General features: G+C 63.4%; 24 protein-coding genes and 1 pseudogene. 5 read left to right on the top strand and 20 right to left on the bottom strand.

What is annotated here, in order from left to right; translation table 11 throughout:
- The first annotated feature begins 63 nt into the window (after positions 1-63).
- The 3 genes from mgtA to GJ654_RS17005 all read left to right on the top strand — a co-directional run bounded on the left by mgtA (position 64) and on the right by GJ654_RS17005 (position 4,112).
- Positions 64-2,670, top strand: a complete 2,607-nt coding sequence (mgtA, locus tag GJ654_RS17015) for a magnesium-translocating P-type ATPase (RefSeq protein ID WP_155447380.1) — start codon at positions 64-66, stop codon at positions 2,668-2,670.
- 274 nt (positions 2,671-2,944) lie between these two features.
- On the top strand, positions 2,945-3,244 hold the full coding sequence (locus GJ654_RS21705) for a helix-turn-helix domain-containing protein (RefSeq protein WP_155447379.1): 300 nt from the start codon (positions 2,945-2,947) through the stop codon (positions 3,242-3,244).
- 172 nt (positions 3,245-3,416) lie between these two features.
- Positions 3,417-4,112, top strand: a complete 696-nt coding sequence (locus GJ654_RS17005; protein WP_155447378.1) for a VIT1/CCC1 transporter family protein — start codon at positions 3,417-3,419, stop codon at positions 4,110-4,112.
- A gap of 52 nt (positions 4,113-4,164) precedes the next feature.
- On the opposite strand, the gene GJ654_RS17000 is transcribed toward GJ654_RS17005, so the two are convergent.
- The 17 genes from GJ654_RS17000 to nifE all read right to left on the bottom strand — a co-directional run bounded on the left by GJ654_RS17000 (position 4,165) and on the right by nifE (position 22,170).
- Positions 4,165-4,776 carry a GNAT family N-acetyltransferase gene (locus GJ654_RS17000; protein ID WP_155447377.1) on the bottom strand — a complete coding sequence of 204 codons (612 nt, stop codon included), beginning with the start codon at positions 4,774-4,776 and terminating at the stop codon, positions 4,165-4,167.
- Between the two features lie 1,014 nt (positions 4,777-5,790).
- A complete protein-coding gene (locus GJ654_RS16995; protein WP_155447376.1) occupies positions 5,791-9,489 on the bottom strand; it encodes a chemotaxis protein CheB in 3,699 nt (1,232 codons plus the stop codon).
- Between the two features lie 256 nt (positions 9,490-9,745).
- Positions 9,746-10,270 carry a phosphate-starvation-inducible PsiE family protein gene (locus GJ654_RS16990; RefSeq protein ID WP_155447375.1) on the bottom strand — a complete coding sequence of 175 codons (525 nt, stop codon included), beginning with the start codon at positions 10,268-10,270 and terminating at the stop codon, positions 9,746-9,748.
- Positions 10,271-10,475: 205 nt separating this feature from the next.
- Positions 10,476-11,771: a Na+/H+ antiporter NhaA gene (gene nhaA, locus GJ654_RS16985; protein ID WP_196305601.1), complete on the bottom strand. Its 1,296-nt coding sequence runs from the start codon at positions 11,769-11,771 to the stop codon at positions 10,476-10,478.
- Complete coding sequence (locus GJ654_RS16980) at positions 11,768-12,628, bottom strand: transglutaminase-like domain-containing protein (protein WP_155447373.1); 861 nt, start codon at positions 12,626-12,628, stop codon at positions 11,768-11,770. Before GJ654_RS16980 ends, nhaA begins: the two co-directional genes overlap by 4 nt.
- Before the next feature lie 10 nt (positions 12,629-12,638).
- Positions 12,639-12,908 carry a DUF1488 family protein gene (locus GJ654_RS16975; protein WP_155447372.1) on the bottom strand — a complete coding sequence of 90 codons (270 nt, stop codon included), beginning with the start codon at positions 12,906-12,908 and terminating at the stop codon, positions 12,639-12,641.
- Positions 12,905-13,522 carry a hypothetical protein gene (locus GJ654_RS16970; protein ID WP_155447371.1) on the bottom strand — a complete coding sequence of 206 codons (618 nt, stop codon included), beginning with the start codon at positions 13,520-13,522 and terminating at the stop codon, positions 12,905-12,907. Before GJ654_RS16970 ends, GJ654_RS16975 begins: the two co-directional genes overlap by 4 nt.
- A complete protein-coding gene (locus tag GJ654_RS16965; protein WP_155447370.1) occupies positions 13,515-13,805 on the bottom strand; it encodes a hypothetical protein in 291 nt (96 codons plus the stop codon). Before GJ654_RS16965 ends, GJ654_RS16970 begins: the two co-directional genes overlap by 8 nt.
- A 759-nt stretch (positions 13,806-14,564) precedes the next feature.
- Complete coding sequence (locus GJ654_RS16960) at positions 14,565-14,915, bottom strand: HesB/IscA family protein (RefSeq protein WP_155447369.1); 351 nt, start codon at positions 14,913-14,915, stop codon at positions 14,565-14,567.
- 10 nt (positions 14,916-14,925) lie between these two features.
- The gene (locus GJ654_RS16955; protein ID WP_155447368.1) at positions 14,926-15,114 is read right to left on the bottom strand and encodes a 4Fe-4S dicluster domain-containing protein; all 189 of its coding nucleotides are present in this window, start codon (positions 15,112-15,114) and stop codon (positions 14,926-14,928) included.
- A gap of 23 nt (positions 15,115-15,137) precedes the next feature.
- On the bottom strand, positions 15,138-16,562 hold the full coding sequence (gene nifB, locus GJ654_RS16950) for a nitrogenase cofactor biosynthesis protein NifB (protein WP_155447367.1): 1,425 nt from the start codon (positions 16,560-16,562) through the stop codon (positions 15,138-15,140).
- Positions 16,563-16,572: 10 nt separating this feature from the next.
- Complete coding sequence (locus GJ654_RS16945) at positions 16,573-17,853, bottom strand: sigma 54-interacting transcriptional regulator (RefSeq protein ID WP_196305600.1); 1,281 nt, start codon at positions 17,851-17,853, stop codon at positions 16,573-16,575.
- Between the two features lie 5 nt (positions 17,854-17,858).
- The gene (locus tag GJ654_RS20875; RefSeq protein ID WP_196305599.1) at positions 17,859-18,095 is read right to left on the bottom strand and encodes a NifU family protein; all 237 of its coding nucleotides are present in this window, start codon (positions 18,093-18,095) and stop codon (positions 17,859-17,861) included.
- Entirely contained in the window at positions 18,088-18,933 is an 846-nt protein-coding gene (locus tag GJ654_RS16935) for a sugar phosphate isomerase/epimerase family protein (protein ID WP_196305598.1), read from the bottom strand. The genes GJ654_RS20875 and GJ654_RS16935 overlap by 8 nt, the downstream gene beginning before the upstream one ends.
- Before the next feature lie 4 nt (positions 18,934-18,937).
- Positions 18,938-19,414, bottom strand: coding sequence for a NifB/NifX family molybdenum-iron cluster-binding protein (locus GJ654_RS16930; protein WP_155447363.1), 477 nt, complete (start codon positions 19,412-19,414; stop codon positions 18,938-18,940).
- Positions 19,408-20,763: a nitrogenase iron-molybdenum cofactor biosynthesis protein NifN gene (nifN, locus tag GJ654_RS16925; RefSeq protein WP_155447362.1), complete on the bottom strand. Its 1,356-nt coding sequence runs from the start codon at positions 20,761-20,763 to the stop codon at positions 19,408-19,410. Before nifN ends, GJ654_RS16930 begins: the two co-directional genes overlap by 7 nt.
- 3 nt (positions 20,764-20,766) lie before the next feature.
- Positions 20,767-22,170: a nitrogenase iron-molybdenum cofactor biosynthesis protein NifE gene (nifE, locus tag GJ654_RS16920; protein WP_155447361.1), complete on the bottom strand. Its 1,404-nt coding sequence runs from the start codon at positions 22,168-22,170 to the stop codon at positions 20,767-20,769.
- A gap of 395 nt (positions 22,171-22,565) precedes the next feature.
- Here nifE and GJ654_RS16915 point away from each other — a divergent pair, with 395 nt between their 5' ends.
- Together GJ654_RS16915 and GJ654_RS16910 are read left to right on the top strand one after the other, a co-directional pair.
- Positions 22,566-24,179 (top strand): sigma 54-interacting transcriptional regulator, encoded by a 1,614-nt coding sequence (locus tag GJ654_RS16915; protein ID WP_155447360.1) that lies wholly within the window; start codon positions 22,566-22,568, stop codon positions 24,177-24,179.
- 1 nt (position 24,180) lies between these two features.
- Positions 24,181-24,516 carry a hypothetical protein gene (locus tag GJ654_RS16910; protein WP_155447359.1) on the top strand — a complete coding sequence of 112 codons (336 nt, stop codon included), beginning with the start codon at positions 24,181-24,183 and terminating at the stop codon, positions 24,514-24,516.
- Positions 24,517-24,580: 64 nt separating this feature from the next.
- On the opposite strand, the gene GJ654_RS16905 is transcribed toward GJ654_RS16910, so the two are convergent.
- From GJ654_RS16905 to nifH, 3 genes and pseudogenes are all read right to left on the bottom strand, one after another.
- The gene (locus GJ654_RS16905) at positions 24,581-25,147 is read right to left on the bottom strand and encodes a hypothetical protein (protein WP_155447358.1); all 567 of its coding nucleotides are present in this window, start codon (positions 25,145-25,147) and stop codon (positions 24,581-24,583) included.
- Positions 25,148-25,302: 155 nt separating this feature from the next.
- On the bottom strand, positions 25,303-25,500 hold the full coding sequence (locus tag GJ654_RS16900; protein ID WP_155447357.1) for a Nif11-like leader peptide family natural product precursor: 198 nt from the start codon (positions 25,498-25,500) through the stop codon (positions 25,303-25,305).
- A gap of 53 nt (positions 25,501-25,553) precedes the next feature.
- Positions 25,554-25,921: pseudogene (gene nifH, locus GJ654_RS16895) on the bottom strand (nitrogenase reductase); the annotation flags it as partial.

Below are 25,921 nucleotides of genomic sequence, written 5' to 3'. Positions count from 1 at the left end.
ATTGCGGCCGGCGGCGGACGGCTCATCGTCAATCCGCCCTGTGGGAGGGACGCGGTGAACATCATGCGCAAAGCTCGCGACGGCGACCAGGCTTCCGAAACAGGCGAAATCAGCGCTGAGCAGGTATGGCGGGAGCCGGCCGCCCGCCTGCTCGCGCATTTGGCGACGACACCCTCCGGCCTTGCCGGGGCGGAGGCCAAGGCCCGGCTGGCGATCCACGGACCCAACGACGCCGCCACGGTCAAGCGCACGCCGCTTTGGCTGCAATTCCTGTCCCGTTTCCGCAATCCATTGGTGATCATCCTGCTGGTGGCGAGCGGCTTGTCAGCGGCGACAGGGGATATCGCCAGCTTCGTCATCGTCGCGTCCATCGTCATGGCGAGCATGACGCTTGATTTCGTTCAGGAGGCCCGCGCTCAGAATGCGGTGGAGGCGCTGCGCCGCTCGGTGGCGGTTCAGGCGAGCGTTCGGCGCGATGGCAAAACCGTTTCCATCGCAATCGACAAACTGGTCCCCGGCGACATCGTCGAACTGATCGCCGGCGATCTCGTTCCGGCGGATGCGCGGCTGCTCGAAAGCCGCGATCTGTTCATCAACCAGGCGCTGCTGACCGGCGAGCCCTATCCGGCGGAAAAGCACGCTGCCGATTCAGCCACCGGCGCGGAAAATCCCGCCGGGGCGTCGAACGCGGTTTTCGCCGGAACCTCCGTCATCAGCGGCACGGCCACGATCCTCGTCTGCCGCACGGGATCGCGCACCGCGCTCGGCCATCTCGCGACCAGCCTCGCCGAAAAGCCGCCGGCCACCGCCTTCGCTGTCGGCGTCGCCCGCTTCGGCATGCTGATCATGCGCCTGACCATCCTGATGGTGTTCTTCGTGCTGGTCGTGAACATCTCGTTCCATCGGCCCGTGCTGGAATCGCTGATGTTCGCCCTGGCGCTCGCCGTCGGCCTGACGCCCGAATTGCTGCCGATGATCGTCACCGTCACGATGGCGCGCTCGGCGATGGGCTTGTCCAAGCGGAAAGTGATCGTCAAGCGCCTCTCCGCCATTCACGATCTCGGCGCCATGGACGTGCTGTGCACCGACAAAACGGGCACGCTGACCGAAGCCTCGATCAAGCTGGTGCGCGCCATTGACGGTCGCGGCGCCGAGAGCGCTTCCGCCTTCGCCCATGCTTACATCAACAGCGCTTTCGAAACCGGCATGAAGAGCCCGCTGGATGAGGCCATTCTCGCCGCCCATCCGTTCGATTTGGCGGGATGGACCAAGATCGATGAAGTTCCATTCGATTTCGAGCGGCGGCGCGTCTCGGTTCTGGTCGAGCGCGAGGGCAAGCGGCGTCTCATCGTCAAGGGGGCGCCCGAGGATCTGCTGGGGCTTTCAGCGAAATACGAGGCGGAAAACGGCGCGGAATTGCCGCTCGACCCGGAGACGCGCCGCGTCTTCCAGGCCACGCTCGACGATTTGGGCGCGCAGGGTTTGCGGGCGCTTGGCGTCGCCGGCCATGCGATCGCCAGCGACGACCAAAGCATCGCGGTCGCGGACGAGAGCAATCTGGTCTTTGTCGGTTTCGCCGTCTTCCTCGATCCGCCCAAGGCCAGCGCCGGGGCCACGATCCAGGCGCTCGCCGCCGCCGGCGTCGCGGTCAAAGTTCTGACCGGCGACAATGAAAGGGTGGCGCGTCACGTCTTCCAGGAAATCGGCGTTCCCGTGACGGGCGTGCTGACCGGCGACGCCCTGACTCACCTTTCGGAAGAGGCGCTGATCGGCCAATTGGCGCGGATCAATCTGTTTTGCCGGGTCAACCCGCAGCAGAAATTGCGCATTCTGATGGCGCTGAAGCGGTTGGGTCATGTCGTCGGCTACATGGGCGACGGCATCAACGACGCGCCGGCGCTGCATGCGGCCGATGTCGGCATATCCGTCGATGGGGCCGCCGATGTCGCGCGCGCCTCCGCCGATCTGATCCTGCTCGAACACGATCTTTCGGTGGTGCGCGAAGCGGTTTTCGGCGGACGCGAGACGGTGCAAAACGTCTCCAAATATGTGCTGATGGGGTCAAGCTCGAACTTTGGCAACATGTTCAGCATGGCGGGCGCCGCCTTGTTCCTGCCCTTCCTGCCGATGCTGCCGATCCAGGTTCTCCTCAACAATCTGCTCTACGACGTCTCGGAAACTGCGATCCCCTTCGACGGAGTCGACCCGGAATCCGTCGCCCTGCCGGTCAAATGGGACGTCGCTTTCATAGAGCGCTTCATGCTGGTGTTCGGGCCAGTCAGCTCTGTCTTCGATTTTCTCACTTTTTACGCTCTGGTGGCGTTTTTTGGCGCAGGCGCGGCGCTGTTTCAGACCGGCTGGTTCATCGAATCCATGGCGACCCAGGTTCTGGTCGTCTTCGCCATCCGCACGCGACGCCTGTTTTTCAGGAGCCGGCCGAACGGTTTTCTTGTCGCCATGGCGCTCGGGGTCGTCGCTGTCGCGATCGCGCTGCCACTCTCGCCCATCGGCGCATGGTTCGGCTTCGTGGCGCCGCCGCCGCTGTTCTTCGTCTATCTCGCCGGCGCGACGCTCGCCTATCTGGCGCTCGTCGAAATGGTGAAGGTGTTGTTCTATCGCAGAATGGCCGCGCGTTCACGCCCGCGCGCCGGCCAGCGCGCGTTCGGTTGAGCATATGCGGCGCACCGGCGGGTCAAACGATTTGCGAACGATCAGTTCGGAAACCGTACCATATGGTTTCCGCAAGATCGCTTCGCGATCCGCGAAAACGAAATCGCGCGGAAATCCTAAAGTCAAAGGGCGGATTGCCGCGCGAGTGGAATACGATTTCCGAACTGATCGTTCGGAAATCGTATCATAGGTAGATTCCGATCCTGCTTCAGCGCTTGAGAAGGAGGCACCTTGGCCTGGGCGCATCAGCGCCGGTTCAATCGAGGATTGAGACATGGCTCAGATAGTGACGGGGCTGTTTGGCATTCAAACATCAACGCCCGCTCCAAATCCCATCGACGCTCATGTCGGCGCCAGGGTGCGAAGGCTTCGCCTGGTGTCGCGCGTAAGGCTGGAGGCGCTCGCCGAGACGATTGGCGTGACGATTTTCGAGATGCGCAATTATGAGCGGGGCGACAGTCGGATTTCAGCCGAAAACCTCCGGAGGATTTGCCACGCGTTGCAAGCGCCGCCCTCTTTCTTTTTCGAGAGTGGCTCCGTTCGCTCGGGCCGGCGAGGAGCCTTTTGCGGATAGGCATGCCAATCGCTTAACTTGGGGCGCGCGTGGCGACGGCGGCCCCCGACGCATCGGCGCTGGCCGCGGCGGCGACACCGTAAATCACGGTCGATGATCTCCAAGCTTGATCGGCTGGTCCCGTGTCCTGCATGATTGGTTTCAATCCTTGACCAACAACGGGATCCAGACAATGCGCGCACTGCACAGAGAACACCATCTGTCGGGAAACATCAGCTGGCTGCGCGCTTCGGTTCTGGGCGCGAACGATGGGCTGCTCTCGACCGCAAGCCTGGTTCTGGGCGTGGCCGCCGCGCATGGGACGCGCAGCGCGATCCTGGTCGCGGGAGTCGCCGGGCTGGTCGCCGGGGCCATGTCGATGGCCGCGGGGGAATATGTATCCGTGCATTCGCAGGCCGACGCGGAGCAGGCCAGCCTCGCGCGCGAACGGGAGGAGCTCAGCACAAATGGCAAGGGCGAACACGCGGAGCTCGCCGCAATTTATGTCGGCCGTGGTCTCGATCCCGCGCTCGCCGAGACGGTGGCCGCGCAGCTCATGGCGCATGACGCCCTTGGCGCACATGCGCGCGATGAGCTCGGCATTTCAGAAACGCTCATGGCGCGGCCGCTTCAGGCGGCCTTCGCGTCCGCCGCGGCCTTTGCCGCCGGGGCGGCGATTCCGCTTGTCGTCGCCACTCTGGCGCCCGGCGACCAAATGGTCGCCTTCGTGGCCGGCGCATCCCTGCTTTCGCTCGTGGGGATGGGCGCGCTGGCGGCGCGCGCCGGCGGCGCGAATGTGCTTGTGGGCGCGGCGCGCGTCACGTTCTGGGGCGCGCTGGCCATGGCCATGACCGCAGGCATTGGCGCCGTCGTCGGCACATCCGTGTGAACGCAAGCGCTTGCATGCCTCTTCCGCGCACGCCATCACCTTTGCTTCAAGCTCACCGATTGCGCTGCGCTTCATACATGCCACGCGGCTGCATTGAGAACACGCGGGTCTGCAAGTCCAGCATGGCCGTTGCAAAGCTGGTGGCGTTGTCGGCGAACTCGCCCCAGACCGAGGCGGCGTTTGGGGAGCGCGCCACCAGTCTGCCGGTTTGCTCGTCGGCTTCGAAACACAGATCGGCGGAGAACTTGCGCGCCAGCCCCTGCATCGCCACGTTCTGGGCGAGACAGGTCATGTAGATCGTCTCGGCGCGGCGGTTGCGCGCCGCTCGCACGATGCGCGACATCAACTCGGCGCCCACGCCGCGACGACGCCACTCCTTCTCGACGGAGAAGGCCGCCTCCACCAAGCCGCCGAAGATTTTGTCGCTGACGGAGCGCAATTCACCCGCGCCACGCAAGACGCCATCCACGTAATAGCCGTATATCAAATCGTCGATGCCGAAACAGCGCTCGGCGTAGCGGATCAGAAAGTCGTCATTGACCGCCGTGGCGAAGCGGTCGTAACGGCTCTGCGCGTCCAGGCGCAACAGATGGTCACGCAGCGCCGGGAGGTCTGCCGGCCACAGTCTGCGAACAACGCCTCCATGAATGATGGCCTGTTCCATTTGATCGTCCTATTCTCTGCGCAGCCGAAAGGCCGCTGGCGAAAACCTGGAGCGCTTTCACGTTTCATGGAAACGTGAAAGCGCTCCAGGTTTCTGTTTTCACGCGTTTTCTTCACGCGAACCGGCATCCACTTCGCTTGAAAACGCTCTAAAACCTCTTCCCACGGACGCGACGCCTTTCGCGCGCTGATCGTCAACCAGGCGCAGAGGGCCTCGGTCACATGAGCGGCGTCGCAGCGATGTCCGTGGGCGTCGCTTTTGACATACCCGATGCTCCAGAGGCGCGGCCAAACCGCCGAGTGGGGTAGGCAAACAGGCGCGCGCGCGGCGCTCTGCGTCGTCGCTTGGGCGAGATGGATGCGCCAGTCGAGCCGCGCATCTGGAACGCGCAAGGGTGGCGGATCTTGCTCCGCGCCGACAGGATCGGAAAATACTCATGATACGGTTTCCGCAAGATCGCTTCGCGATCCGCGAAAACGAAATCGCGCGGAAATCCTCCAGGCAAAGGGCGGATTGCCGCGCGAGTGGAATACGATTTCCGAACTGATCGTTCGGAAATCGTATGACCGGGCCGGCGGAAGCATCGCCACGGCGACGCGCTTCTTCCGTTTCGCCGCTGGCCGCGCTTGTTCGGGATGGCCCGGCGTGAAGCGAGGGGGAAAAGCCGCCCGGGACGTTCTCCATCCAGAGACACGCGATGCTTTGTCCCTGAATATCCGAGCCGAACGAGCGATTGTACAAGACTTCGGCTTGTGGCCATCGCCCTCCACGGCCTGCTCGACTAAGCGCCACCGAGGCCAATGCCCGCCAGCGCCGTCTCGCGACGGGGCTGGCCTGTTCATTAGAGCATTTTCAAGCGAAGTGGATGCCGGTTCGCGTGAAGAAAATGCGTTAAAACAAGACTCTATGGCTTTTTCATGTTTCCATGAAACGTGAAACTCTATACTGAAATAAAGGGAAATTCTTAAAGAGGAGCCGCGAGGGAGCGTCTTCGACCACGAAAACCGCCGGCGGCTAAGGTGTATGCGGCTGATCCGCGCCGCCGCCCAGCGCGGCCCGCGCAAGCGCCCGCCGCACCGCGAGCGCCAGTTCGTCCAGTTTCACGGGTTTGTTGAGCAGCGTGCAGTCGGCTTTTTTGACAGCCCGCAAGGTTTCAGTCGTAATGTCGCCGGTCAGGATCACCGCCGCGACATAGCGATGCAGCTTCCCCCTTATGGCGGCGACGACTTCGACGCCGTTCATTCCATTCGGCAGGTTGAAATCCGCGAGAATGAGATTGGGCCGGAAAGCCTCGCGTTCGATGATCTGCATCGCCGCGCCGCCGTCGAAGGCGCAGGCCGTGCGATGGCCGTCCTGTTTCAGGAACAGCGCCAGAAGCTCCCGCACCTCCGGGTCGTCGTCGACGATCAGGATGTCGCCCTTGCGCGGCGCTTTTTCATCGGGTTCCGCCATGTCCCCGCGCCGCGCGACCGTCGCCTTGGCTGGCGGCGCGTTCGGCGCCAGCGCCACCTCAATTGAAAACACCGAACCATTGCCATGACGCGAGCGCGCGCGCACGCGATGGCCGAGCAGGGTCCCGAGGCGCCGGACGATCGACAGGCCGAGGCCGAGCCCCCGCGCGCGCTCGCGGGCCTCATTGCCGATCTGATGATATTCCTCGAAAATCGCATTGATCTCGGCCTCGGGGATGCCGATGCCGGTGTCCCAGACCTCCAGGCTCAAGCTCTGCCCCCGACGGCGACACCCGAGCAGGACCTTGCCTTCCCGGGTGTATTTCAGCGCATTGGCCAGCAGGTTGCGCAGCATCTGTTCGAGCAGGCGCGGATCGCTCGCGATCGACAGGCTGCATTCGACCATGCGCAGGTCGAGATGCTTCTCCCGTGCTGGATAGACGAATTCATCGCGCAATTTCGTCAGCAGGACCTGGACCGGAAACGCCGCCATTTCCGCGCGCACCGCGCCAGCTTCGATCTGGTTGATGTCGAGCAGCGCATTGAGCATTCCGGTCATTGCCGTCAGGGTTTGTCCGATACGCGCGACGAAGGCGCGTTCCCGTTCGCCGACGACGGCGCGATCCAGCAGGCCATTGAGCAGCGCCAGCGTTTGCAAGGGCTGGCGCAGATCGTGGCTGGCGGCGGCCAGGAAACGCGACTTGGCCTTGTCGGCGGCTTCGGCCCTAAGCTTGGCGGCCTCCAGCGCGTCTCTTATGCTGTTGCGCTCGGTCACGTCGACGAAAGTGATGACCACGCCTTCGACGCCGCCGGCTTGCGTCCGGTAAGGCAGAATGCGCCGCATGAACCCGTGGCCGTCGGGCGTCTCGATCTCGCGCTGGACCGGCAGATGCCTGGCCAGCACGAGGCGCGCGTCCGACAGAAGCGCTTCATCCGCGCCGCGCGAGGCGAGATCCGCCAGGGGACGGCCGACATCGCTGGCGATGACGTTGAACAAGGCGCGGGTCGCCGGGGTGAAAAAGCGGATGTTGAGGCTGTCGTCGAGGAAGAGCGTCGCGACATCGGTGCTGTAGAGCACGTTCTGCAAATCGTCGGAGGTGGTGCGCTGCCGGTCGAGCGTCTCTTGAAGCTGGTTGTTGAGCGCGGTCAATTCTTCGTTGAGAGACTGCAACTCCTCCTTCGAGGTGAGCAATTCCTCGTTGGCGGACTGGAACTCCTCGTTCACCGACAAGGCCTCTTCGTGGATCGCCTTGTGCTCCTCGCCCGCAACCTCCAGATCGCGAAGGGCTTGCTGCAATTCGGCCCGCGTCGCTTCAAGTTCAGCGGCCAGCGAATCGTCGGCTTGGCCGGCTGCTCGACTGTGTCGCCGCTCCGCCCGCGCGTCCTCGGCAAAGCAGACCAGAGCCAATGGCTCGCCGTCGCTGACCACCGGCCGCACGGAAATGCGGCAGGGCGGCCGCTCCTTATGGTCAAGCCAACTGACGCTGACCGAGGCCGGCGCATTCGTCTCGAAGGCGCGCTGGATCACCGAGCGCAACCGGCCGCCCAGGCCCTTGCGCGCCATGGACAGCAAATCATGCGTCGCCTGTCCCGGCGCGATCGTCAGGTAAAGGTCCGTGGGCCCTGTCGAATACAGGCATTCATTGTTGCGGTTGATCAACACCGCGGCGGGCGCAAGCGTTTCCAGCAACAGGCGCTGGCAGAGATCGGCGAGACTTTTCCGCCGCGAGGTCGATCCCTGCTCCTGGCGCGCCGGAATGCGGGCGCCGGCGCCGCCGGGAAAGGCGAAATCGCCGGGACGGCCGCGCATCATATGCTTGAAAACGCGGTCGGTCCTGGAAATCGCGCTGAATCGGCCATGGGTTTCCCCTACCGTCTCGGCGCCGCCGAGCAGCAGGATTCCTCCTTCGCGCAGGGCGAAATGGAACAGGTCCAGGACCTTCGCCTGCGCTTCTTGCCCGAGATAGATCAAGAGATTGCGGCAGGAGACGAAATCCAGTCTGGAAAACGGCGGGTCGGTCAGCAGATCCTGCACGGTAAAGATGACATTGTCGCGCAGATCGGGAACCACCCTGTATCCGTGCTCCTCCTTGACGAAAAAACGCGCGAGCCTGTCCGGCGAGACCTCGGCGTCGATGGACGCGGGGTACAGGCCTTCGCGCGCCTGCGCCACGGCGTCGGCATCGATGTCGGAGGCGAGAACCTTCAGCTTGATCGTTTTGCCCGCGGCTTCCATCGCCTCACGAAACAGGATCGCCAGCGAATAGGCTTCCTCGCCGGTGCTGCATCCCGCGACCCAGATGCGCAAGGGCGTCTCCGCCGGATGATCGCGGATCAGGCCGGGCAGAACGTCTTCGCCGAGAAAGCCGAACACTTTCGGATCGCGAAAAAAACAGGTGACGTTGATGAGAAGATCTTTGGCGAGTAGAGCGACTTCCTTGGGATCGTCTTGCAGCCTTTGCAGATAATGCGGCGCATCGCAATCGGCGAGCGCCATGCGGCGCGCGATTCGGCGGCGCAGCGTGCCGGGCTTGTAAAGGTGGAAATCATGCTCCGCCTTCACGCGGAGCAGATCGACGATGGGCGCCAGCCAGTCCTCGGCATCGCGCTCTGTCCGGGCGGCATGGCTGCGCATGCCCCGGAAGAATCCGAGAATGGCCTCGGGCAATTTCGCCGCCGGCGCCACATGATCCACGGCGCCGGTGGCGATGGCGTTGCGCGGCATGCCGTCAAATTCGGCTTCGTCGGGATCTTGAGCGAGCACCAGCCCGCCCTTCTCCTTGATGGCCTTCACGCCGCGACTGCCGTCCGCGCCAGTGCCCGAAAGCACGACGCAAACCGCGTTTTCACAAAAATCCTCCGCCAGCGATTGCAGCAGGACATCAAACGGCAGCCGCGCCCCATGCCGCGCCTCGGGCTGCGACACATGCAGCGCGCCGCCCGAGACCGAAAGGGAAACGCCGGGGGGAATGACATAAAGATGCTCAGGCTCGACGGGCGCGCCATCCGTCGCCTCGCAAACTTCGAGCGAGGTGTGTCCGGCCAGAAGCTCCACCAGCATGCTGGCGTGTGTCGGATCGAGATGCTGGACCAGAATGAAAGCCATGCCGGAATGGGCCGGCAGCCCACCCAGAAATTTCCGGCATGCGTCGAGCCCTCCCGCCGACGCGCCGATCGCGACGACGAGAAACGCTTCCGCTCCCGGTCGGCGCGCGATGGCGGAAGCGGGGTTTTCGCCGAGCAGCGGAGCGCGTTTTTGCATGCGAGGACTTCCGCGACGTTCGCCCGCGATTTCGGGACTTTTGCATCCTAAGCAGGATTTCCGAAAAGTGGCCACCGGTTTTCGGATGAAAATCCGGCGAAAACAAAGGAGCCTAAGCAAACATTCGTTGGGCGACCAACGAATGTTTGCTTAGCATGGATGGCGAGGCGGGGGGCTGAGTATCATCCGACCCGTCGCCGCCGCGAACGGCCTGTCAGCCGCGATGCCGCCTTGTCAACGCTGGCGCGCAAAAGCGTCAGGGGCTCGGCCGATCAGCCATCGGTCGCTTGCTGCCGCGCAAGAGGTAGATCGAAAAGACCATCACGAGAATCAATCCGCCCAGCACGCACAGCTCGATCATCGATGAATTGAATAGATCATGTAAGTCCGGCGTCGTTTTTCCGGCCTCCTGCGCTTGCGATGATTCCAGCGTGATGACGAGAACGCGTCGGATGGATGCGATCAGCCCGACGATCAGGAATGGCTCGCAAACCAGCGCGCCTTCGTTGAAGGAAACACGCACGGTGTGAAGAATTTCGATGACCATCAGGACCAGCAAGATCCGGTCGATCGTCACGACCAGCCACGCCGGGGAGCCGAATTCGTGCGCGGCTTTCGCGAGCGAGAAAACGGCTCCGACCGTCCCGAGGATCGCGACGCTCGCGAGCAGCAATCCCAGGATCAGATAGGTCGAAACCTCGATACGCAGGAACGCCCGCTTTGAAACGCGACCGATCCAGTGTGATTCCGCGTCCTGCGGTTCAAGTTTGACGTTTTCCATTACTTATTCCCGTGTGCTTGCTCGATGGGAGCGGGCGTCGACCGCGTTCGATTTGTTTCGGCTATAGCTGGGCAACCTTGCCCGGATCTTCCGGGCGCGCGGATGAGAGCATTTTCAAGCGAAGTGGATGCCGGTTCGCGTGAAGAAAATGCGTCAAAACAAAAATCTAGAGCTTTTTCATGTTTCCATGAAACGTGAAAAAGCTCTAGAGCCGGGCCAGCATCAGGAGGCCCAGGACGGCCGAGACCGCCGAAGCGCAGAGCACCCCGAGCTTGACCGAATTGAGAAGCTCGGCGTCGAACGCAAGATCGGAAATGAACAGGGCCATCGTAAAGCCGATGCCGGTGAGCAATCCTCCCGCCGCCAGCAGGCCCCACGACAACTCGCCCGGCTGGATGGCGAGCCGCGATTTCACGGCAAGGACGCTGAACAAAACCACGCCGGCAGGCTTGCCGACCACGAAGGCCGCGAAGATCGCCGTCGTCAGCGCCGGATCGAATTTTGCGCCGGCAATGGGGACGCCGGCGTTGGCAAAGGCGAAGAGAGGCAGAATTGCGAAGGCGACCCATGGGTGGAGCGCCATTTCAAGGCGCTCGACGGGGGACAGCGCCTCGCGCGTCGCCACGCCCGCCCGATGCAGGTCTTCGCGCGCGGCTGTGTCTCCGCTCCAGTGATCGCCGGGCGGATAAGCGACAATCTTGTCCAGAATGGCGTGCAAACGGTTGTCGCTCACCCAGCTTCGCGTCGGGGTCATCAGTCCGAGGAGCACGCCGGTCAGGGTCGGATGGAGTCCCGACACGTCGAGCGCGAGCCAGACGCCGCCGCCCAAAGCGAAATAGACCGGCATGCTGCGTACGCCCAGTCGCGATATCCCGACCACGCAAGCCAAGCCCAGCCCCGCCGCGCCAAGCGCGATCCAGTCAAAGGCGTCGCCGTAGCTGACGGCCACGACCAGTATGGCGCCGACATCGTCGAAGATTGCGAGCGAGAGCAGGAACAACCGCAGGGTCTGCGGAATGCGCGAACCGAGCACGGCCAGACAGCCGACAACAAAGGCCGTGTCCGTTGACATCACGACGCCCCAGCCGCTGGCGCCGGGGCCGCCGCCCGCAATCAGCAGGAACAGGCCGATGGGCGCGACCATGCCGCCGATCGCCGCGGCGATCGGCAATGCGGCTGCTCTGGGATCGCGCAGTTCGCCCAGCGCGAGTTCGCGCTTCAGTTCAAGAGCGATGACGAAAAAGAACACCGTCATCAGCCCGTCGTTGATCCAGTGTTTCACCGACCGGGAAATCGCGATGTCGCCAAGATTGACGCCGGCGTCAACATCCCACAGGGCGAGGAAGGACGCCGACCAGGGAGAGTTCGCAAGCGCCAACGCCATCAGGGTGCTGAGCAACAGGACGGCGCCCGCCATGGCCTCGATACGAAGGAAACGCATGAAAGGACGGGTCAGCCGATCCATGGGCGCCCTGGGCAGTCGGGAAAGGCGCTCGGTCAAAAAACTCCTTTATCTTGCAGGGACTGCTGCGGGGGAAAGCACTCCGCCGCCGCCAAGGGCAGTTCGTATGTCCAGACCCGGAAGGATTTCAGCACATGAGGCCCGAACGAGTTGATGAGCGGGACATCGGCGGCGTCGCGCCCGCGCGCGACGACGATCCTGCCGATCCTCGGGACATTGAGGCGCGGATCGAACGTGTGCCAGGCGCCGTCGAGATAAACCTCCATCCATGCGCTGAAATCCATGGGGCCCCCGTCGGGAACGCCGATGTCGCCCAGATGGCCGTTCACATAGCGCGCTGGGATATTCAGGCAGCGGCAGAACGTCACCGCCAGATGCGCGAAGTCGCGGCACACCCCGACACGCTCGTGAAAGACCTCCCACGCGGAGCGGGTCGCGCGCGCCTGCATGTAGTCGAAATGGATGTGAGCGTTGACGAAGTCGCAGACCGCCTGCACGCGGCCCCAGCCGGGCGCGATCTTCCCGAATGTGTCCCAGGCGATCTGGCTGAGGCGATCCGTCTCGCAATAACGGCTGCCCATGAGAAAGATGAGACACTCGACCGGCAGGTCCTGCACGGGCGTTTCACGGGCGTCCGGGAAGATCGGGTCCGGCCGGCCGTCATCCTCGAGCGTGGCGTCGCCCCAGATCATCAGGTCGCCCGGCGGCGCGACCAAGCGCAGGCAGCGATTGCCGTAGAGGTCTCGATACGTCGACACCGGCGTGATCGGCGTCGTGAAGGTCTTTTCGGGATCGCGAATATCGCCCCTGCGATCCTCATGCACCGACAGCAGGCACACCAGCGGCGTCGGTTGCGCGCACGTCAGGGTGATTTCGTAGCCGTAGCGTATCAGCATCGTCGCCGCCTTACCGAAAATCCGTGACGCTCAGGGTGTTCAGGTTGCTGCGACGCCTGGAATAGGCCGCGCGCGCGGCGTTCTGGATGGAGGAGCGCATCGAGTCGAAGGCCGAAAGGCATTCCGCTTCCGACATCTCCGTCCCTCGCGGCTGGCGGCTTGCGAGCGCCGCGACCTCGACGAAAAAGCGTATCTCGAACATGCCATCGTGGCCGATGAAACTCACGGCGTTTCGGGCCTCGTCGAAATTGCGGCTGGGATTGAGAAAAGCCAGAGTCATGACTGTTGCTCCTGCCTGGCCGTCGACGCCAGCCGCTTGCCGCGCTGTTTCCGGCGCACGACATTGGACCGGTTGGTCGACACCATGCTGTGCGTCGCTTCCTGACAGGAAAGGCCTAGAGCTTTTTCACGTTTCATGGAAACATGAAAAAGCTCTAGATTCTTGTTTTGATGAATTTTCTTCACGCGAACCGGCATCCACTTCGCTTGAAAATGCTCTAGCATGAAACGGTCGTCAATGCGCGCCGGCGCGCCGGAGAACACATGATAGACCGTCCAGGATCGGTCGCTCTCGATCCTGCGGCCATAATCGCAGTCGATGCCGTCGTGCGCATCCGCGCCGCCCTCGCGCTCCCATCCGCTGATCGCGTATGCGTCTTGTCTGAGTGCGCTTTCTTCGTTGACGGCGTTCATGGCGATGTCCTTTCCAAAGGCCCGTGATGGTCGAAGGCATGACGGCGTTCGCCCGATTTGCGGCGCTGGCGCATTCGCGCGGGTTGGCGCTTTTCCGCTGGCGCGGGTCACGTCCTTGAACGCCCAGAGCCCGATGTGGTTGCCGAAGGGCTGGGTCGGTTTCTTGATCTCGCAATTGCCGCGTTTCTGTTCCTCAGCCATGACGGAATGTTCTTTCCATGAGATCCCCGCCTGTGCCGGTCACCGCTTCGAGCTCGTTCTGCGACGCCAGCCGCTCATGGCTCTCGCCATCGCTGCGGATGCGATATTGCGGCGATTCTCCCAGCGGCGGGAGCGTGCGGGTGATGTGATAGACGCCAGGCGCCTGCGCCCGCTGCGCGAAACCGCCCTTCAGCCGGACGGCTTGCCCCACCGTGAAGCGATGCGGCGCGCCGAGATGGCTGGCCACGGGGGTGTTGCGCCGATAAATGTGTGGCGTGATCATGATGGTTTGTCCTTTTGTTTTCGTGTTCGGAATTGAGTTCGTGGCCGGATTGATCGGCGCGTGCGATGGATCGGTCCTTGCAGACCGATTGCGAGCCATGGATGTGACGCGGGCCAGCCAAGGGCGCGATTTGACGACGCCCGGTCAAAGAAGGCGATCAGGAGACGGCGACGCGTTTGTGGCTTGTGGCAGGCCGTGATCCTGGCCGGCGAGAAGATGAATCGGGGTGCTTCGCCCAGTCGCCGCACCCGAGCCGGAAAGCCTCCGAGCCGCCAGTACATCCGTGGTCGGCGTCGGAGATCATTCCAACTCTTGAGGAGCCAAGCGCAGCCTGTGAGGGCGCAAGCGCCGACTCTCGTGAATTTGAAGGAAGATGGCGGGTCTCTGACACCGCGAAGCCATATCGGCCAAATCAACGAGACAATCTATGCGCCTTGATTGAGATCAAAACAAGACAAATCTCGGGATTGATTTCGGCGCCGCTGATCGGGCGCGACCGCCGGCGGCCGAAAACCATGCCGCCACCGGATGGTTGTTAGCTTTGGCCTGTTGCGCAAAGGGACCAATGGAAGGCTGACCAATCAGCGCCTGGCATATGGTTTCCGCAAAATCGCTTCGCGATCCGCGAAAACGAAATCGCGCGGAAATCCTGAAGGCGAAGGGCGGATTGCCGCGCGAGCCGAAGTGTCGCGCCAATGCATGCGATGTTCAGGTACGAGCCGGGCGCGCGTTCCGAGACAGCGCGCCCGTTTCGTCTGATCAGGACGGTTTGGCGCAGGAGCAGGAGCCCGCCGGCTTGGAGGTGCAGTTGGAGGCCTGTTCCTCGGTCGGCAGCGCCAGCGCGAAATTGAAGCCGAAATTGTCCGGGTCTTCGGAATAGTCCACGGTGGCGCCGGCGAGGATCGTCGCCGAATCCTGGTCCATGAACACGCGCACGTCGCGGATTTCCACCACCGTGTCGTTCGCGGCGGACTCCGGTTCAATGCACATGGAATATTTCGGGCCGGAGCAGCCGGCTTCCGCCGTGATGCGCACGCCCTGGCCGCGCTTGTCGTTCTCGATCAGCGAGGCTTCGATGGCCGCGATGGCGGGACGGGTCAGGATCAGCATATGGGTCCTCTCACGCCTTGATGATGGTCTTCTCGACCGGGCAGACGCCGATGCAGCGCGGTTCCTCGCCCTCGCATTCCGTGCATTTGGCGGCGGCGATGACAAAACTGTCGCCCTTCATGGCGATGGCGGCGTTGGGGCATTCGAATTCGCAGGCGCCGCAGGCGGAGCACTGGGATGCGACGATTTTATAAGCCATTTTTCTCTCCTTCGGTTTTGGGGTTACGCATCGGCCGGCGTGTCGGCGCTGCGCTTGGCGTAGAGCGCGGCAATGGACGGCGCGATGAATTCATGGGCGCAGTCGTCGCTGGGCTCGATGCCCGCCGCCGTCAACTCAGCCTTCGGGCAGCCGCCGATCTTGGCGCACAGCATCACGTCGCAATCCTTGATCAGCGCGATGATGCGCGACAGCGAAGACTCTTCGCCGAGCCCGCCCTGGCAGTACTGGTCCTCGATTTTTCGCGCGCCCAGGAATTTCACGCCGGCGCCATCGGCCCGGTAGATCAGGAACTCTTTGGCGTGGCCAAAATGCTGGTTGATGACGTTGTCGCCCTTGGTGGCGACGGCCACCGTCAAGACGCGGCCGGGTTTGGCGTCCGCCGCCGGCTTGACCTCCATGCGGGCGAAGGCGGCCAGTTCGCGCTTGGCCTCGATCTGACGGCGATAGGCCTCGCGCCTGGAGAAATCGACTTCAATCGTCTCCGGCAGTTTGTCCAGCGTGAACTCCTGGCCGCGATCCTCGCCCAGCATGCCCACTGCGTCGGCGCGACACTGGCGGCAGTGGCGCATCAGCTTGGCGCCGCCTTCGCAGGCGTCCTGGACTTTTTTGAGCTCTTCGGCGGTCGGGCCGCGCTGGCCCGTCAGGCCGAAATGCGTGCCATGCGCCGGATCGGAAATCAGCGGCATGACATTGTGAAGGAAAGCGCCGCGCTTCTTTACCTCGCGGTTCACCTCGATCAGGTGCGCGTCGTTGACGCCGGGAATGAGGACCGAATTGACCTTCACCAGAACGCCACGGGCCACCAGCATGTCGAGGCCGAGCATCTGGCGCTCATGCAGAACGCGCGCCGCCTCCAAACCCGTGAGGCGCTTGTGCCGGAAGAAAATCCACGGATAGATTTTCGCGCCGATTTCGGGATCGATCATGTTGATGGTGATGGTGACATGGTCGATGTTCATGGCGACGATCTCGTCGACATGGTCGGGCAGCGCGAGCCCGTTGGTGGAGATGCACAGTTTGATGTCCGGCAGATCTTTCACCACCGCGTCAAACGTCGCCTTGGTCTTCTTCCAGTCGTAGAGCGCGTCGCCCGGCCCGGCGATGCCCAGCACCGAAAGCTGCGGCACGCTCGCCGCCACCGCCAAAACCTTTCGCGCGCCCTGTTCCGGGGTCAGGCGCTCGGAGACGACGCCCGGCCGGCTCTCGTTGGCGCAGTCATATTTGCGGTTGCAGTAGTTGCACTGGATGTTGCAGGCCGGCGCCACCGCCACATGCATGCGGGCGAAATAATGATGCGCCTCTTCGGAATAGCAGGGATGGTTCTTCACCTTGGCCCAAACTTCGGGCGCCATGTCTTCCGGCGCGGCGGAGGAGCCGCAGGCGGAGGCCGAGCAGCCGCCGGAGGGAATCGGGTTTGGCGAAATCATGGTCTTCTCCTCACGACGCGATTGGCTGACCCTGCGCGATGCGCGCGCGGCGCAGGCGGGCGGAAAAACAACGGCCCTGGCGGCAGGCGAAATCGCTTTCGCAAATCTCCGCGCCGATGGTGAGCGCGGCGGCGCCGCGCAGGCAATTGTCGAGTTCGCGGATGTTGCCGGGATAGGCGCATGTGCCGATCATGGCTTCCGCGCGGGGATTGAGCGCAAGCGCGCGGCCGTTCTCGGCGTTGAAGCGCGCCAGAATATGCCTGGCCAGCGCGGGAATGTCCTCGCGGCGCTCGCGCAGCGCCGGCAGACGCACCGGCGCGGCGCAGAGCCGGTAGTAGAGATCGGCCCGGAATTTTTTCGCGCGCACCAAAAATTCGAGGTCGCGATGGGTGGCGGTGATCACGCGCACATTGACGCGCAATGTGCGGGCGCCCCCAACGCGCTCGAACTCGCCCTCCTGAATCACGCGCAGCAGCTTGCCCTGGAAGGCTGGGGAAATGTCGCCGATCTCGTCAAGCAGGATGGTCCCGCCGTCGGCGAGCGCGAACCGCCCCTCGCGTCGGCTGTCGGCGCCGGTGAAGGCGCCGCGCTCATGACCGAACAGCTCGCTTTCCAGCAGAGGCTCCGGAAGCGCCGCGCAATTCACCTTGACGAAGGGGTTTTGCACGCGTGGCGAGTGATCGTGGATGAACTGGGCGAAAACCTCCTTGCCCACGCCGCTCTCGCCACGCAGCAAGACAGGCAGGTCGGTGGGCGCCACACGGCGCGCCTCGTCGAGCGCGGCGCGCAGCGCGGGACTCTCGCCAATGATCGTCTTGGCGTCAGGGGCGGTGACGACGCCGTCGCCTTCGCGCGCCACCGCCAGGGTCGGGCCAAGCAGATTGGCGACCAGCGCCAGGCGCCTGAGGTCGGCTTCACCGGCCGCGCGGCCGGCGACGCGCGCCACCAGCAGTCCGACCGTCGCGTCGCCCATGCGGACGGGCGCGCCGAGGGTCGGCGATTTCTCCTTGCGCAGCACGCCGGCCTCGCCTTTCGCCAAAAATGTCTTCAGCCTGGAGGTCATCGCCTGGGGCGGCGCGTCGGCCGCGCGCCCGGCGACTCCGTGCAGACATGCTCCCCCGATCCAGGCCACGCCGGCGTCGGTCAGGCCGATCTCGGCAAGCAAGGCCATCACCCGCCGCAGCGATTCCAGCGCCCCACCCGATCCCGCGAGTGTCGCGGCGATCTTTTCGATGACCGCCAAAGCGGGATCGAACGTGTCGCAGGCGGCGAGGCGGGCGTGCGCGTTCATCGGGATTACGCCATCACCGGAACGACCATGAGCGGACGGTCGGTCCGCTGCATGATCGTCTTTCGGATCGCGCCAAGGGTTTGACCCGCCAACCCGCAGGTGAGGCATTTGCCCGTGAGCTTGATCTCGACGCGCTGGCCCTTCACCCCCAGAAGCTCGATGTCGCCGCCGTCGGACTGGATTCCTGGACGCGCCTCGTCGATGCATTGCGCGATGACGTTGAGAATTTCGTCGTCAGACATGGAATGTCCTCCTGTTGCGGAAATCCTGGCGGTACATGGCCTTGAACCCGCGCACCGAACGGAACACGAGATCGGTCGGCGACAGGCCCGGCCGCAGGCGCTGCACCACCGAGCACCAGCCGGTGTAGGAGATCGCGCTGAGGTGACGGCGCACGTCGGCGTGATCGACAGTGCCGGAGGCCCCAAGCGCCACAAGGCCGGGTTCATCGATATGCACATGGTCGAGCCGCCCGCGCCGCGCGGCGAAATTCTTGTGGCCGGTCTCGTTGTTGGCGGCGAGGGCGGCGGTCGAAACGTGCAGGCCGAGGGAAGGGTGGTCGATGGCGCTGGCCAGCATGAACAGTTCGGGCGCCAGCCGGCAGAAGTCGCCTTCATCCGGGGCGAGCGGCGCGAAGCACAGCACCGTGCCGTGGCCCTCGATCTGCGGCAGCAGTTTTTCCAGGAAGGCGCGGCCCTGCAAAAAGGCTTCCTTGCGCGGCATCCCGCGCGCCCAGCGGGAGTCCAGGATCAGCGTGCGCCCGCCGAGGTCGCGGCAGATTTCCGACAGGTGGACCAGATGTCTGATGGTGTGATGGCGGATGTCGGCGTCGCCGAACATGTCGAGTTCCGGCCGCCCGCCAAGAAGCGCGTGCAGGCCGACGATTTCAAGGCCGGCGAGACGCGCCGCCTGCCCATAGGTGGCGACCTCACGGGCGCAAAAATCCTTGCCGAAATGCGGACGCCGAAACGTGTGGTCGGGCGCGATTTCGACGCCCTCGACGCCGAAGGCGCGGATATCCGGCAGGTAGGTCAGATGATCGAAGGCCGGCAAGGTGAGATTGGAAAAGGCGAGGCGCATGGCGTCAGTCCAATTCTTCCACGGAGGCGATGAGTCTGCGGCTCTCCCCGACGGGAGCTTTTGGCGTGTCCGCCTGCTGCGCCTCGGCTTTCTTCTTGGCCTTGTCCACCCAGGGCAGGCCGCCATAGACCAAAGCGAGACTCACCTCGTTGAGCAGATCGACGATGTCATGACCCTCATCGACAACGATCGGCTGAATGCCGGCCTTCATCAGCCGACGCACGGAATTCGAGCCGATGGACGCCGCATAGACGGCGGCGCAGCCATCGACGAATTCCAGCTTCGGGATCACCTTGTCCTGCACCGTCTCGGTCATGCCGGCGCGGCCGGCCTCGCCGACCTGCTCGGCCTTGACGAATTCCATGACGCCGAACAGGTCCGCGCGGCCGGGCGACACATCGTAGATCACCAGGCGCTCGGCGCCGCCGAAATGCATGTCGACCTTTTCCTGGTCGGTGGAGGCGAAAGCGATCTTCAGCATGTTTGCGCCGCCTGCTTGTATTTGGAAACGTAGGGCCGCAGTTCCTGGTAATGCGAGGCCAAAAGGTTTGCGGCGGCGAAGATCAGCCTGCGGGTTCCGCCATAGCCGATCCACGGGTCCGCATGGGCGCCGTAGCTGTCGTAGATCGGGAATCCCGCGCGCAAGAGCACGGCGCCGGTGCGACGCGCGACTTCGGCGCCGTGGGAATTGGTGACGATCAGATCGGCCTCGCGCGCGCGGGTCAAAATCTCGAAATCTTCGAGGTCGCCGACCACCACGTCCTCGATCGGCAGTTCGGCGAGCCGCGCCGCGCGCGCCGAGGCGACGGCGGCGACGACATGCGCGCCCATCCCGTGGAAAAAATCGACCAGCGCGGCCAATAGATCGCTGTCGGCGGCGATCCCGACTTTGGCGCCGCCAAACTGGAACTGGCAATCGACCATGGCGTCGGTGAGTTGCGCCCGCTTGCGCCCAAAAATTTCTGGGACGGGACGGCCGGAAATGTCCGACAGGATTTGCGTAAAAGCGTCGCACGCCGGCAAGCCGATCAACTGGTCGAAGCGAAAATCGGGCGTTCCGGTCTGCGCCTGAAGCGCATCGGCGGCGCGGGCCATCGAGCGGCCGATGACCAGCGTGGCGGCTGAGTCCGCCATGCCCTCGATTTCCTCGCGGCTGACGCCGCCATAGGTGAGAGTGGAAAAACCCTGTTCGATGAGATGGCCGTCGAGCGAACCGCCGAGATCGGGCAGCAGGATCGGCGTGAGGCCAAAAGCCTCGATCCAGGCGCGCAGTTCCTCCAGATCGCCGGGGCTCAAGGCGGAGGACGCCAGCACATTGACCTGGCGCGGATGTTTCCGACTTGTGGGACGGTGCGGAACCATGGCGCGGACAATGGCTTCGACGGCCGCGGCAAAGCCTGTTTCAAGGCAGCCGAGCGTGTCGCTGGCGCTGACCGGCACGACCGCCACATGGGCGAACTCCGGATGCTTTTTCCGGAACTCTTGCACGGTGCGCGGCACGTCCGCGCCTTGCATTTCCGACAGGCCGGTGGTGACGAGGCCGATCACTTTTGGCGCGTTTTTCGCGCAAATGGTGGCGAGCGCCTCGACCACATTGTCGTCGGCGCCGAGCACCGTCGTCGTCTGGTCCATCGCCGTGGTCTGCAAGGCGATGGGCTCGTTGAAGTGGCGCATGAAGTAGAGTTTGTTGAACGACGTGCAGCCGCGCGCGCCATGTTCGAGCGGCATGCATTCGGCGATGCCGAGAAAGGCCAGCGACGCCCCGATGGGCTGGCTCGCTTTCAGCGGATTGACGCTGAGCGCCTTGGTGGGGGTGAGGATTTCCGCCATTTCTCAAGCCACCGCGCGCGGACGGGGACGAGCGCCGGCTGTCGCCCAGGCCGGCTCGGAGCGCACCTGCGCCCAAACAGGCGAGTGGGCGGCGTGGTCGAGATTCCTGGCGAGTTCGATCAGACCGTCATAGCCGGCGTAGCCGATGCGCCTGACGTGGTCGATGTCGAGGAAGGGAATGCGCGATTTCAGCGTCGGATAGATGTAGCGATCGCCCGCGATGAGAATTTCGGCTTTGGTGTCGTGAAAAACGTCAATCAGGGCGAGCTGGTCGTTGTCGGAGATCATCCGGGCGTCGTCGCCCATCAGCTCCCTTATGCGCGCCTTGTCTTCCTCGGTGGATTTTTCCGTGCCGGTGGCGACCACGATCATGCCGAGGTCCTGCATGGCCGAGACCACCGACCAGCTCTTGTAGCCGCCGGTAAAGATCAGCACACGCTTGCCGCGCAGCTTATCGCGCAAGGGGGCCAGCGCCGCCTCGACCCGCGCCTCTTCTCTCGCGATGAGCTTTTCGACGCGTTCGGTCAGGTCGGGATCATTCAGAAGGCGGGCGAAATTGCGAAACGCTTCGGAGGTGTCGCGCATGCCATAGAAAGAGCCCTCGAACCATGGGATTTGATAATCCTGTTCCAGCTTGCGCGCGACCGCCAGCATCGCCTTGGAGCAGACCACCATATTGGCTTGCGCGCGATGCATGGTCTGGACTTCGGCGAAGCGGCTGTCGCCGGAAAAGCTGCACAGCACGCGCAGGCCGAGTTCGTCGAACAGCGGAGACACGTTCCAGAACTCGCCGCCGACGTTCCACTCGCCAACGAGATTGACGTCATGGCGGGTGACGCCCGGAATTTCATACGCGGGCGCCTCGGGTTCGCGCGTTCCGATGATGTATCTGGTGGCGGCGTCGCCGGCGACGCGGTTGCCGAGATTCTTGTTGCCATAAAAGCCGGCGCAATCGACCGGAATCACGGCGACGCCAAACTTTTGCTGCGCGCGTTTCGCGACTGCTTCGATGTCATCGCCTTGCAAGGCGGGAACGCAGGTGTTGTAGACGAAGACGGCGGCCGGCTTGTACGTCTCCACCGCTTGCTTGATCGACTGGTACAGACGCTTCTCGCCATGCCCCATGATCACATCCATGTCGGTGAGATCAGTGGTCATGCCAGTTCGAAAAATGTCGGGGCCGGAGGAGCGCGTGCCGCGATTGTCCCAGGAGGAGCCGGCGCAGCCGATCGGGCCGTGCACGATGTGGGCGACATCGGCGATCGGAAGCAGCGCGTTGCGGGCGCCGTCGAAGCAGCAGCCGCCTTGCGTCGCGCCGGGCGCCGGCTTGGCGCAGCCGGACTTGCTCTCCTTGTTGTGGGCGCAGGCCGGCTCGTTCAGCAATGCCGCGATATCCTCGGGCTTCATGCGATCCTCCGGTAAATGTGGTCGCCAAGGGTTCAGCAAGGGCCGGGCCAGTTCGGCGCCCTCGGGAAAACAGTCGTCATTTCAGCTTGTTGCGCCCGAAGGCGGGGGGGCGGAAGCCCCCTGCGGTCAACGCGCCGGTACAAAAATTGGCGCCCCGCTCGCCATTTGTACCGCTATGTAACAAGATTACATTGACAACTTTTTCCGCGCGCTTTATCCGCATTCCGTGAGCACTTCGCAACGTAAATGTGATCCCACAATATGTTGCGTCGATTCCGCTGTGGCGCCAAACTTGCTGCCAAGTCAACCGAACGACACCAGCCGACGACGGGCCAAGCGATGATGCGCGGGCTCAGGCCCGCGCGGCGCAACGCCTTCACGAGATTGGACATTGCATGGGAAAGAGAGAGTCCGTATCCACCGCCATGGATGAGGATTTGGAAGATTTCTCGCATTGTTTTACAGGTGAGTGCCGCATCAACGTCTTGCCGACGCTCTACAAAGTCAGTCAGGTTATTGCTGAGAGCGAAGATCTCGAGCATTCGCTCGACATCATTCTCGGGATCATGCGCAAGCGGCTGAAGATCACTCGCGGCGCGGTCACGCTCTATGACCGCAAGTCCGAGACCATTTCCATTCACCGCAGTTTTGGTCTCAGCGACATCGAGAGGTCGCGCGGCGTCTATGCGCCCGGCGAAGGCATCACCGGCGAGGTCGTGGAATCCGGCGAGGCCATCATGGTCCCGCACATCTGCGACGACCAGCGTTTCCTCGACCGCACCAGGGCGCACAGCGACGGCGCGGGATTGAACGCCTCGTTCTTCTGCGTGCCGATCACCCATGCGAAAAAGGTGCTGGGCGCCATATCGGCGGAGCGGGTCTATCACAATCGAACGCTGATGAAGCAGGACATGGAGTTGGTGGCGACGCTCGGATCGATGATCGCGCCCGCCGTCGAACTCTACATGCTCGAAAACGTGGAAAAGGTGCGGCTCGAAAACGAAAACCGCCGCCTGCAAAACGCGCTGAAGACAAAATACAAGCCGGAAAACATCATCGGCAATTCCAAGCCGATGCAAGACATCTATCAGCTCATCGAAAAGGTTTCCGCGACCAAGGCGACCGTGCTGGTGCTGGGCGAAAGCGGCGTTGGCAAGGAATTGGTGGCGAGCGCGATCCACTACAACAGCCCGAGCGCCGACGGCCCCTTCATAGTCTTCAACTGCGCGGCGCTGCCGGAAAGCATCGTCGAAAGCGAGCTGTTCGGCCACGAAAAGGGTTCGTTCACCGGCGCCGTCGCCCAGCGCAAAGGCCGCTTCGAAATGGCCGACGGCGGCACGATCTTTCTCGACGAAGTCGGCGAATTGAGCCTGCCGCTGCAAGCCAAGCTTTTGCGAGTCCTCCAGCAACGAACTTTTGAGCGCGTCGGCGGGTCCAAGCCCGTGCGGGTCGATCTGCGCATCATCGCCGCCACCAATCGCGACCTGCCGGACATGATCTCGAAAAATCTGTTCCGCGAGGACCTTTATTATCGCCTGAATGTCTTCCCCATCACCATTCCGCCGCTGCGCGAGCGCGCCAGCGACGTGATCCTGCTCGCGGATCATTTCGTGACGAAAAGCGCGCAGGAGATGGGCAAGGAGGTCAAGCGCATTTCCACGCCCGCGCTCAACATGCTGATGGCCTATCACTGGCCAGGAAATGTGCGCGAACTGGAAAATGTGATCGAGCGCGCGGTGATCCTCGCCGACGACGGCGTGATCCATGGCTACAACCTGCCGCCCTCGCTGCAAACCTCCGCCGAAACCGGAACCAGTTTCGGCTGCGGGCTGGAGGCGAAGATCCAGGCGGTCGAATACGAGATGATCGTGGAGGCTCTGAAGAGCCACAATGGCAATACCACGGAGGCCGCCAAGGATCTGGGCCTGACCCGCCGCATCCTCGGCCTGCGCATGGAAAAGTACAACATCAATTACAAGACCTATCGGCGCGGCGCCGCAGGAGATTGACATGGATCTGACCGACCAACAGTTTTTCAATCTCCTGCTGGCGGACATCGCCATGGCTGGCGCGATTCAGGCCATGCAGGGCAATTTTTCGGCGCCGGACAATTATGCGCCCGGAAAAATCCGCACCACGTGGATCGCGGCGCACAGCGACCCGGCGCTGCAACGTCGGGTGTTCGCGCTCGCCAATGCCGGCCTGGCTTCGCTGCAGGGCGTGGACGCCGAGCAATTGACGCGAGCGGCGGCGAAATACGGTGTGCCGATCGACAGCGAACTTGGCGGCCGGATCGCGCAGTTCTTTTCCGACAAACGCCAGGCCGTGCTGCGCTACCGGAGCTGAAGAGACCCATTTGCGGCTGGCGAACGGGCGGCAAGCGCGGCCTTGTTTGCCGCGGCGCGTCCGCTCAACTCGGACGCCGCGCGGCGTCGGCCTTGCGGTGCATGAAGGCGGCGTACCAGCGGGTGAACAGCGCCGCGCCGATCAGTCCCGCATAATTCAGGACCTCGAAGGCGTCATCGGGCAGCAGCTCATGCCTCGTCTTCGCCCAGGCGAGCGCGGCGTTGACGACGAAGGTCGCCCCCCAAACGCCCGTCAGGATCGTGTTGGTCCGCACGAAAACCGGGTCGCTCCATCGGCCTGGATCGACGCTCTGCTTGGCGTATTCGAGCGTGAAAGGCTTGCCCGCCAGCAGACCGCCGAGAACGCCGGCCGCCAGCGCGCCATTGGCGAGAACGCCGAGATTTCGAAGCACCCAGAGATTCTCGAACCAGCCGACCGCGACCAGAGCGACCAGGAAAAACACGTTGCCCGCCCACATCAGCGCGCCGCGATGCAGCTTGGTCACCGCCATGCCCACATTGACGACGAAGGCGACCAGCAAGGCGATCTTGATCTGCAAAAGATCCCCTCTGGCGAGAATCAGAAAGGCGATCCAGGGCGCGAACGAAACGAGCATTTTGATGAGGGACATCGACGCCTCCTGGAGGGCAGCGCGTCGCGGTAGTGCGCTGGCGCGGCGGGAGCTTAGCTGGCTCGCCGCTCCAGAGAAAGAGCCTGCTGTAGCGTCATGGCGCGAAAAAAGGGCGCGACAAAGCGCGCCCTCTTTGCATTTCAGCGAACCACGTTTCACATCGGCGTAATGCCGTGCTCCTCGTAGATCTTTTCCTGAGCCTTCTTGAATTCCGACATCGAAAATTCGTAGCCGGACTCGTTGATGGCGGCCCAGCTGGCGGCCTCGTCCTCGGAGAGGTCGTTCATTTTCTTGCGAAAATCCTCGTCCGAGCGCATGCGCTGGATATAGGCGACTGCGGATTCAACTGACATGGCGGCGCTCCCAAACCTGCGGCCCGAACTCCAGGAGTCCGGGCCGTCATGCATCAAGCTTCGACGGCCTTCTTGCCGACGATGGTCTCGTCGATGGTCGGCATGATGCCGTGTTCCATCAACAGGTCTTCGAGCTCGTCCATGGTGATCGGGGTCGGGATGGTGCCGTTGCCGGCGTTGTTGTGCACCTTGTTGGCCAGCGTGCGATATTCGCCGGCCTGCTTGGAGTCGGGGGCGTATTCCACCACCGTCATGCGGCGCAGCTCGGCGTGCTGGACGATATTGTCGCGCGGCACGAAGTGGATGAGCCGGCTGCCCAACTTGCCCGCCAGCGATTCCGCCAGCTCGTATTCCTTGTCGGTCTTGCGCTCGTTGCAGACCAGGCCGCCCAGGCGCACGCCGCCGGAATTGGCGTATTTCA

The organism is Rhodoblastus acidophilus, assembly GCF_009720655.1.
Lineage (GTDB): Bacteria > Pseudomonadota > Alphaproteobacteria > Rhizobiales > Beijerinckiaceae > Rhodoblastus > Rhodoblastus acidophilus_A.
Note: the sequence above shows the minus strand (reverse complement) of the source record. Positions and strands in the feature narration are given on the sequence as shown.

Excerpts from the sequence above, each read along its gene's own strand:
- GJ654_RS16965 (WP_155447370.1), bottom strand. The coding sequence starts at position 13,805 with ATGATCACGCCACACATTTATCGGCGCAACACCCCCGTGGCCAGCCAT.
- GJ654_RS16915 (WP_155447360.1), top strand. The coding sequence starts at position 22,566 with ATGGGAAAGAGAGAGTCCGTATCCACCGCCATGGATGAGGATTTGGAA.
- GJ654_RS16905 (WP_155447358.1), bottom strand. The coding sequence starts at position 25,147 with ATGTCCCTCATCAAAATGCTCGTTTCGTTCGCGCCCTGGATCGCCTTT.
- GJ654_RS16900 (WP_155447357.1), bottom strand. The coding sequence starts at position 25,500 with ATGTCAGTTGAATCCGCAGTCGCCTATATCCAGCGCATGCGCTCGGAC.
- GJ654_RS16975 (WP_155447372.1), bottom strand. The coding sequence starts at position 12,908 with ATGACTCTGGCTTTTCTCAATCCCAGCCGCAATTTCGACGAGGCCCGA.
- GJ654_RS20875 (WP_196305599.1), bottom strand. The coding sequence starts at position 18,095 with ATGTCTGACGACGAAATTCTCAACGTCATCGCGCAATGCATCGACGAG.
- GJ654_RS17000 (WP_155447377.1), bottom strand. The coding sequence starts at position 4,776 with ATGGAACAGGCCATCATTCATGGAGGCGTTGTTCGCAGACTGTGGCCG.
- GJ654_RS17005 (WP_155447378.1), top strand. The coding sequence starts at position 3,417 with ATGCGCGCACTGCACAGAGAACACCATCTGTCGGGAAACATCAGCTGG.
- GJ654_RS16980 (WP_155447373.1), bottom strand. The coding sequence starts at position 12,628 with ATGCTGATACGCTACGGCTACGAAATCACCCTGACGTGCGCGCAACCG.
- GJ654_RS16945 (WP_196305600.1), bottom strand. The coding sequence starts at position 17,853 with ATGAACGCGCACGCCCGCCTCGCCGCCTGCGACACGTTCGATCCCGCT.
- GJ654_RS16955 (WP_155447368.1), bottom strand. The coding sequence starts at position 15,114 with ATGGCTTATAAAATCGTCGCATCCCAGTGCTCCGCCTGCGGCGCCTGC.
- nifB (WP_155447367.1), bottom strand. The coding sequence starts at position 16,562 with ATGATTTCGCCAAACCCGATTCCCTCCGGCGGCTGCTCGGCCTCCGCC.
- GJ654_RS16935 (WP_196305598.1), bottom strand. The coding sequence starts at position 18,933 with ATGCGCCTCGCCTTTTCCAATCTCACCTTGCCGGCCTTCGATCATCTG.
- nifN (WP_155447362.1), bottom strand. The coding sequence starts at position 20,763 with ATGGCGGAAATCCTCACCCCCACCAAGGCGCTCAGCGTCAATCCGCTG.
- GJ654_RS16960 (WP_155447369.1), bottom strand. The coding sequence starts at position 14,915 with ATGCTGATCCTGACCCGTCCCGCCATCGCGGCCATCGAAGCCTCGCTG.
- GJ654_RS16990 (WP_155447375.1), bottom strand. The coding sequence starts at position 10,270 with ATGGAAAACGTCAAACTTGAACCGCAGGACGCGGAATCACACTGGATC.
- GJ654_RS16970 (WP_155447371.1), bottom strand. The coding sequence starts at position 13,522 with ATGGCTGAGGAACAGAAACGCGGCAATTGCGAGATCAAGAAACCGACC.
- GJ654_RS16995 (WP_155447376.1), bottom strand. The coding sequence starts at position 9,489 with ATGCAAAAACGCGCTCCGCTGCTCGGCGAAAACCCCGCTTCCGCCATC.
- mgtA (WP_155447380.1), top strand. The coding sequence starts at position 64 with ATGCGCAAAGCTCGCGACGGCGACCAGGCTTCCGAAACAGGCGAAATC.
- GJ654_RS16930 (WP_155447363.1), bottom strand. The coding sequence starts at position 19,414 with ATGCTGAAGATCGCTTTCGCCTCCACCGACCAGGAAAAGGTCGACATG.
- GJ654_RS16910 (WP_155447359.1), top strand. The coding sequence starts at position 24,181 with ATGGATCTGACCGACCAACAGTTTTTCAATCTCCTGCTGGCGGACATC.
- nifE (WP_155447361.1), bottom strand. The coding sequence starts at position 22,170 with ATGAAGCCCGAGGATATCGCGGCATTGCTGAACGAGCCGGCCTGCGCC.
- GJ654_RS21705 (WP_155447379.1), top strand. The coding sequence starts at position 2,945 with ATGGCTCAGATAGTGACGGGGCTGTTTGGCATTCAAACATCAACGCCC.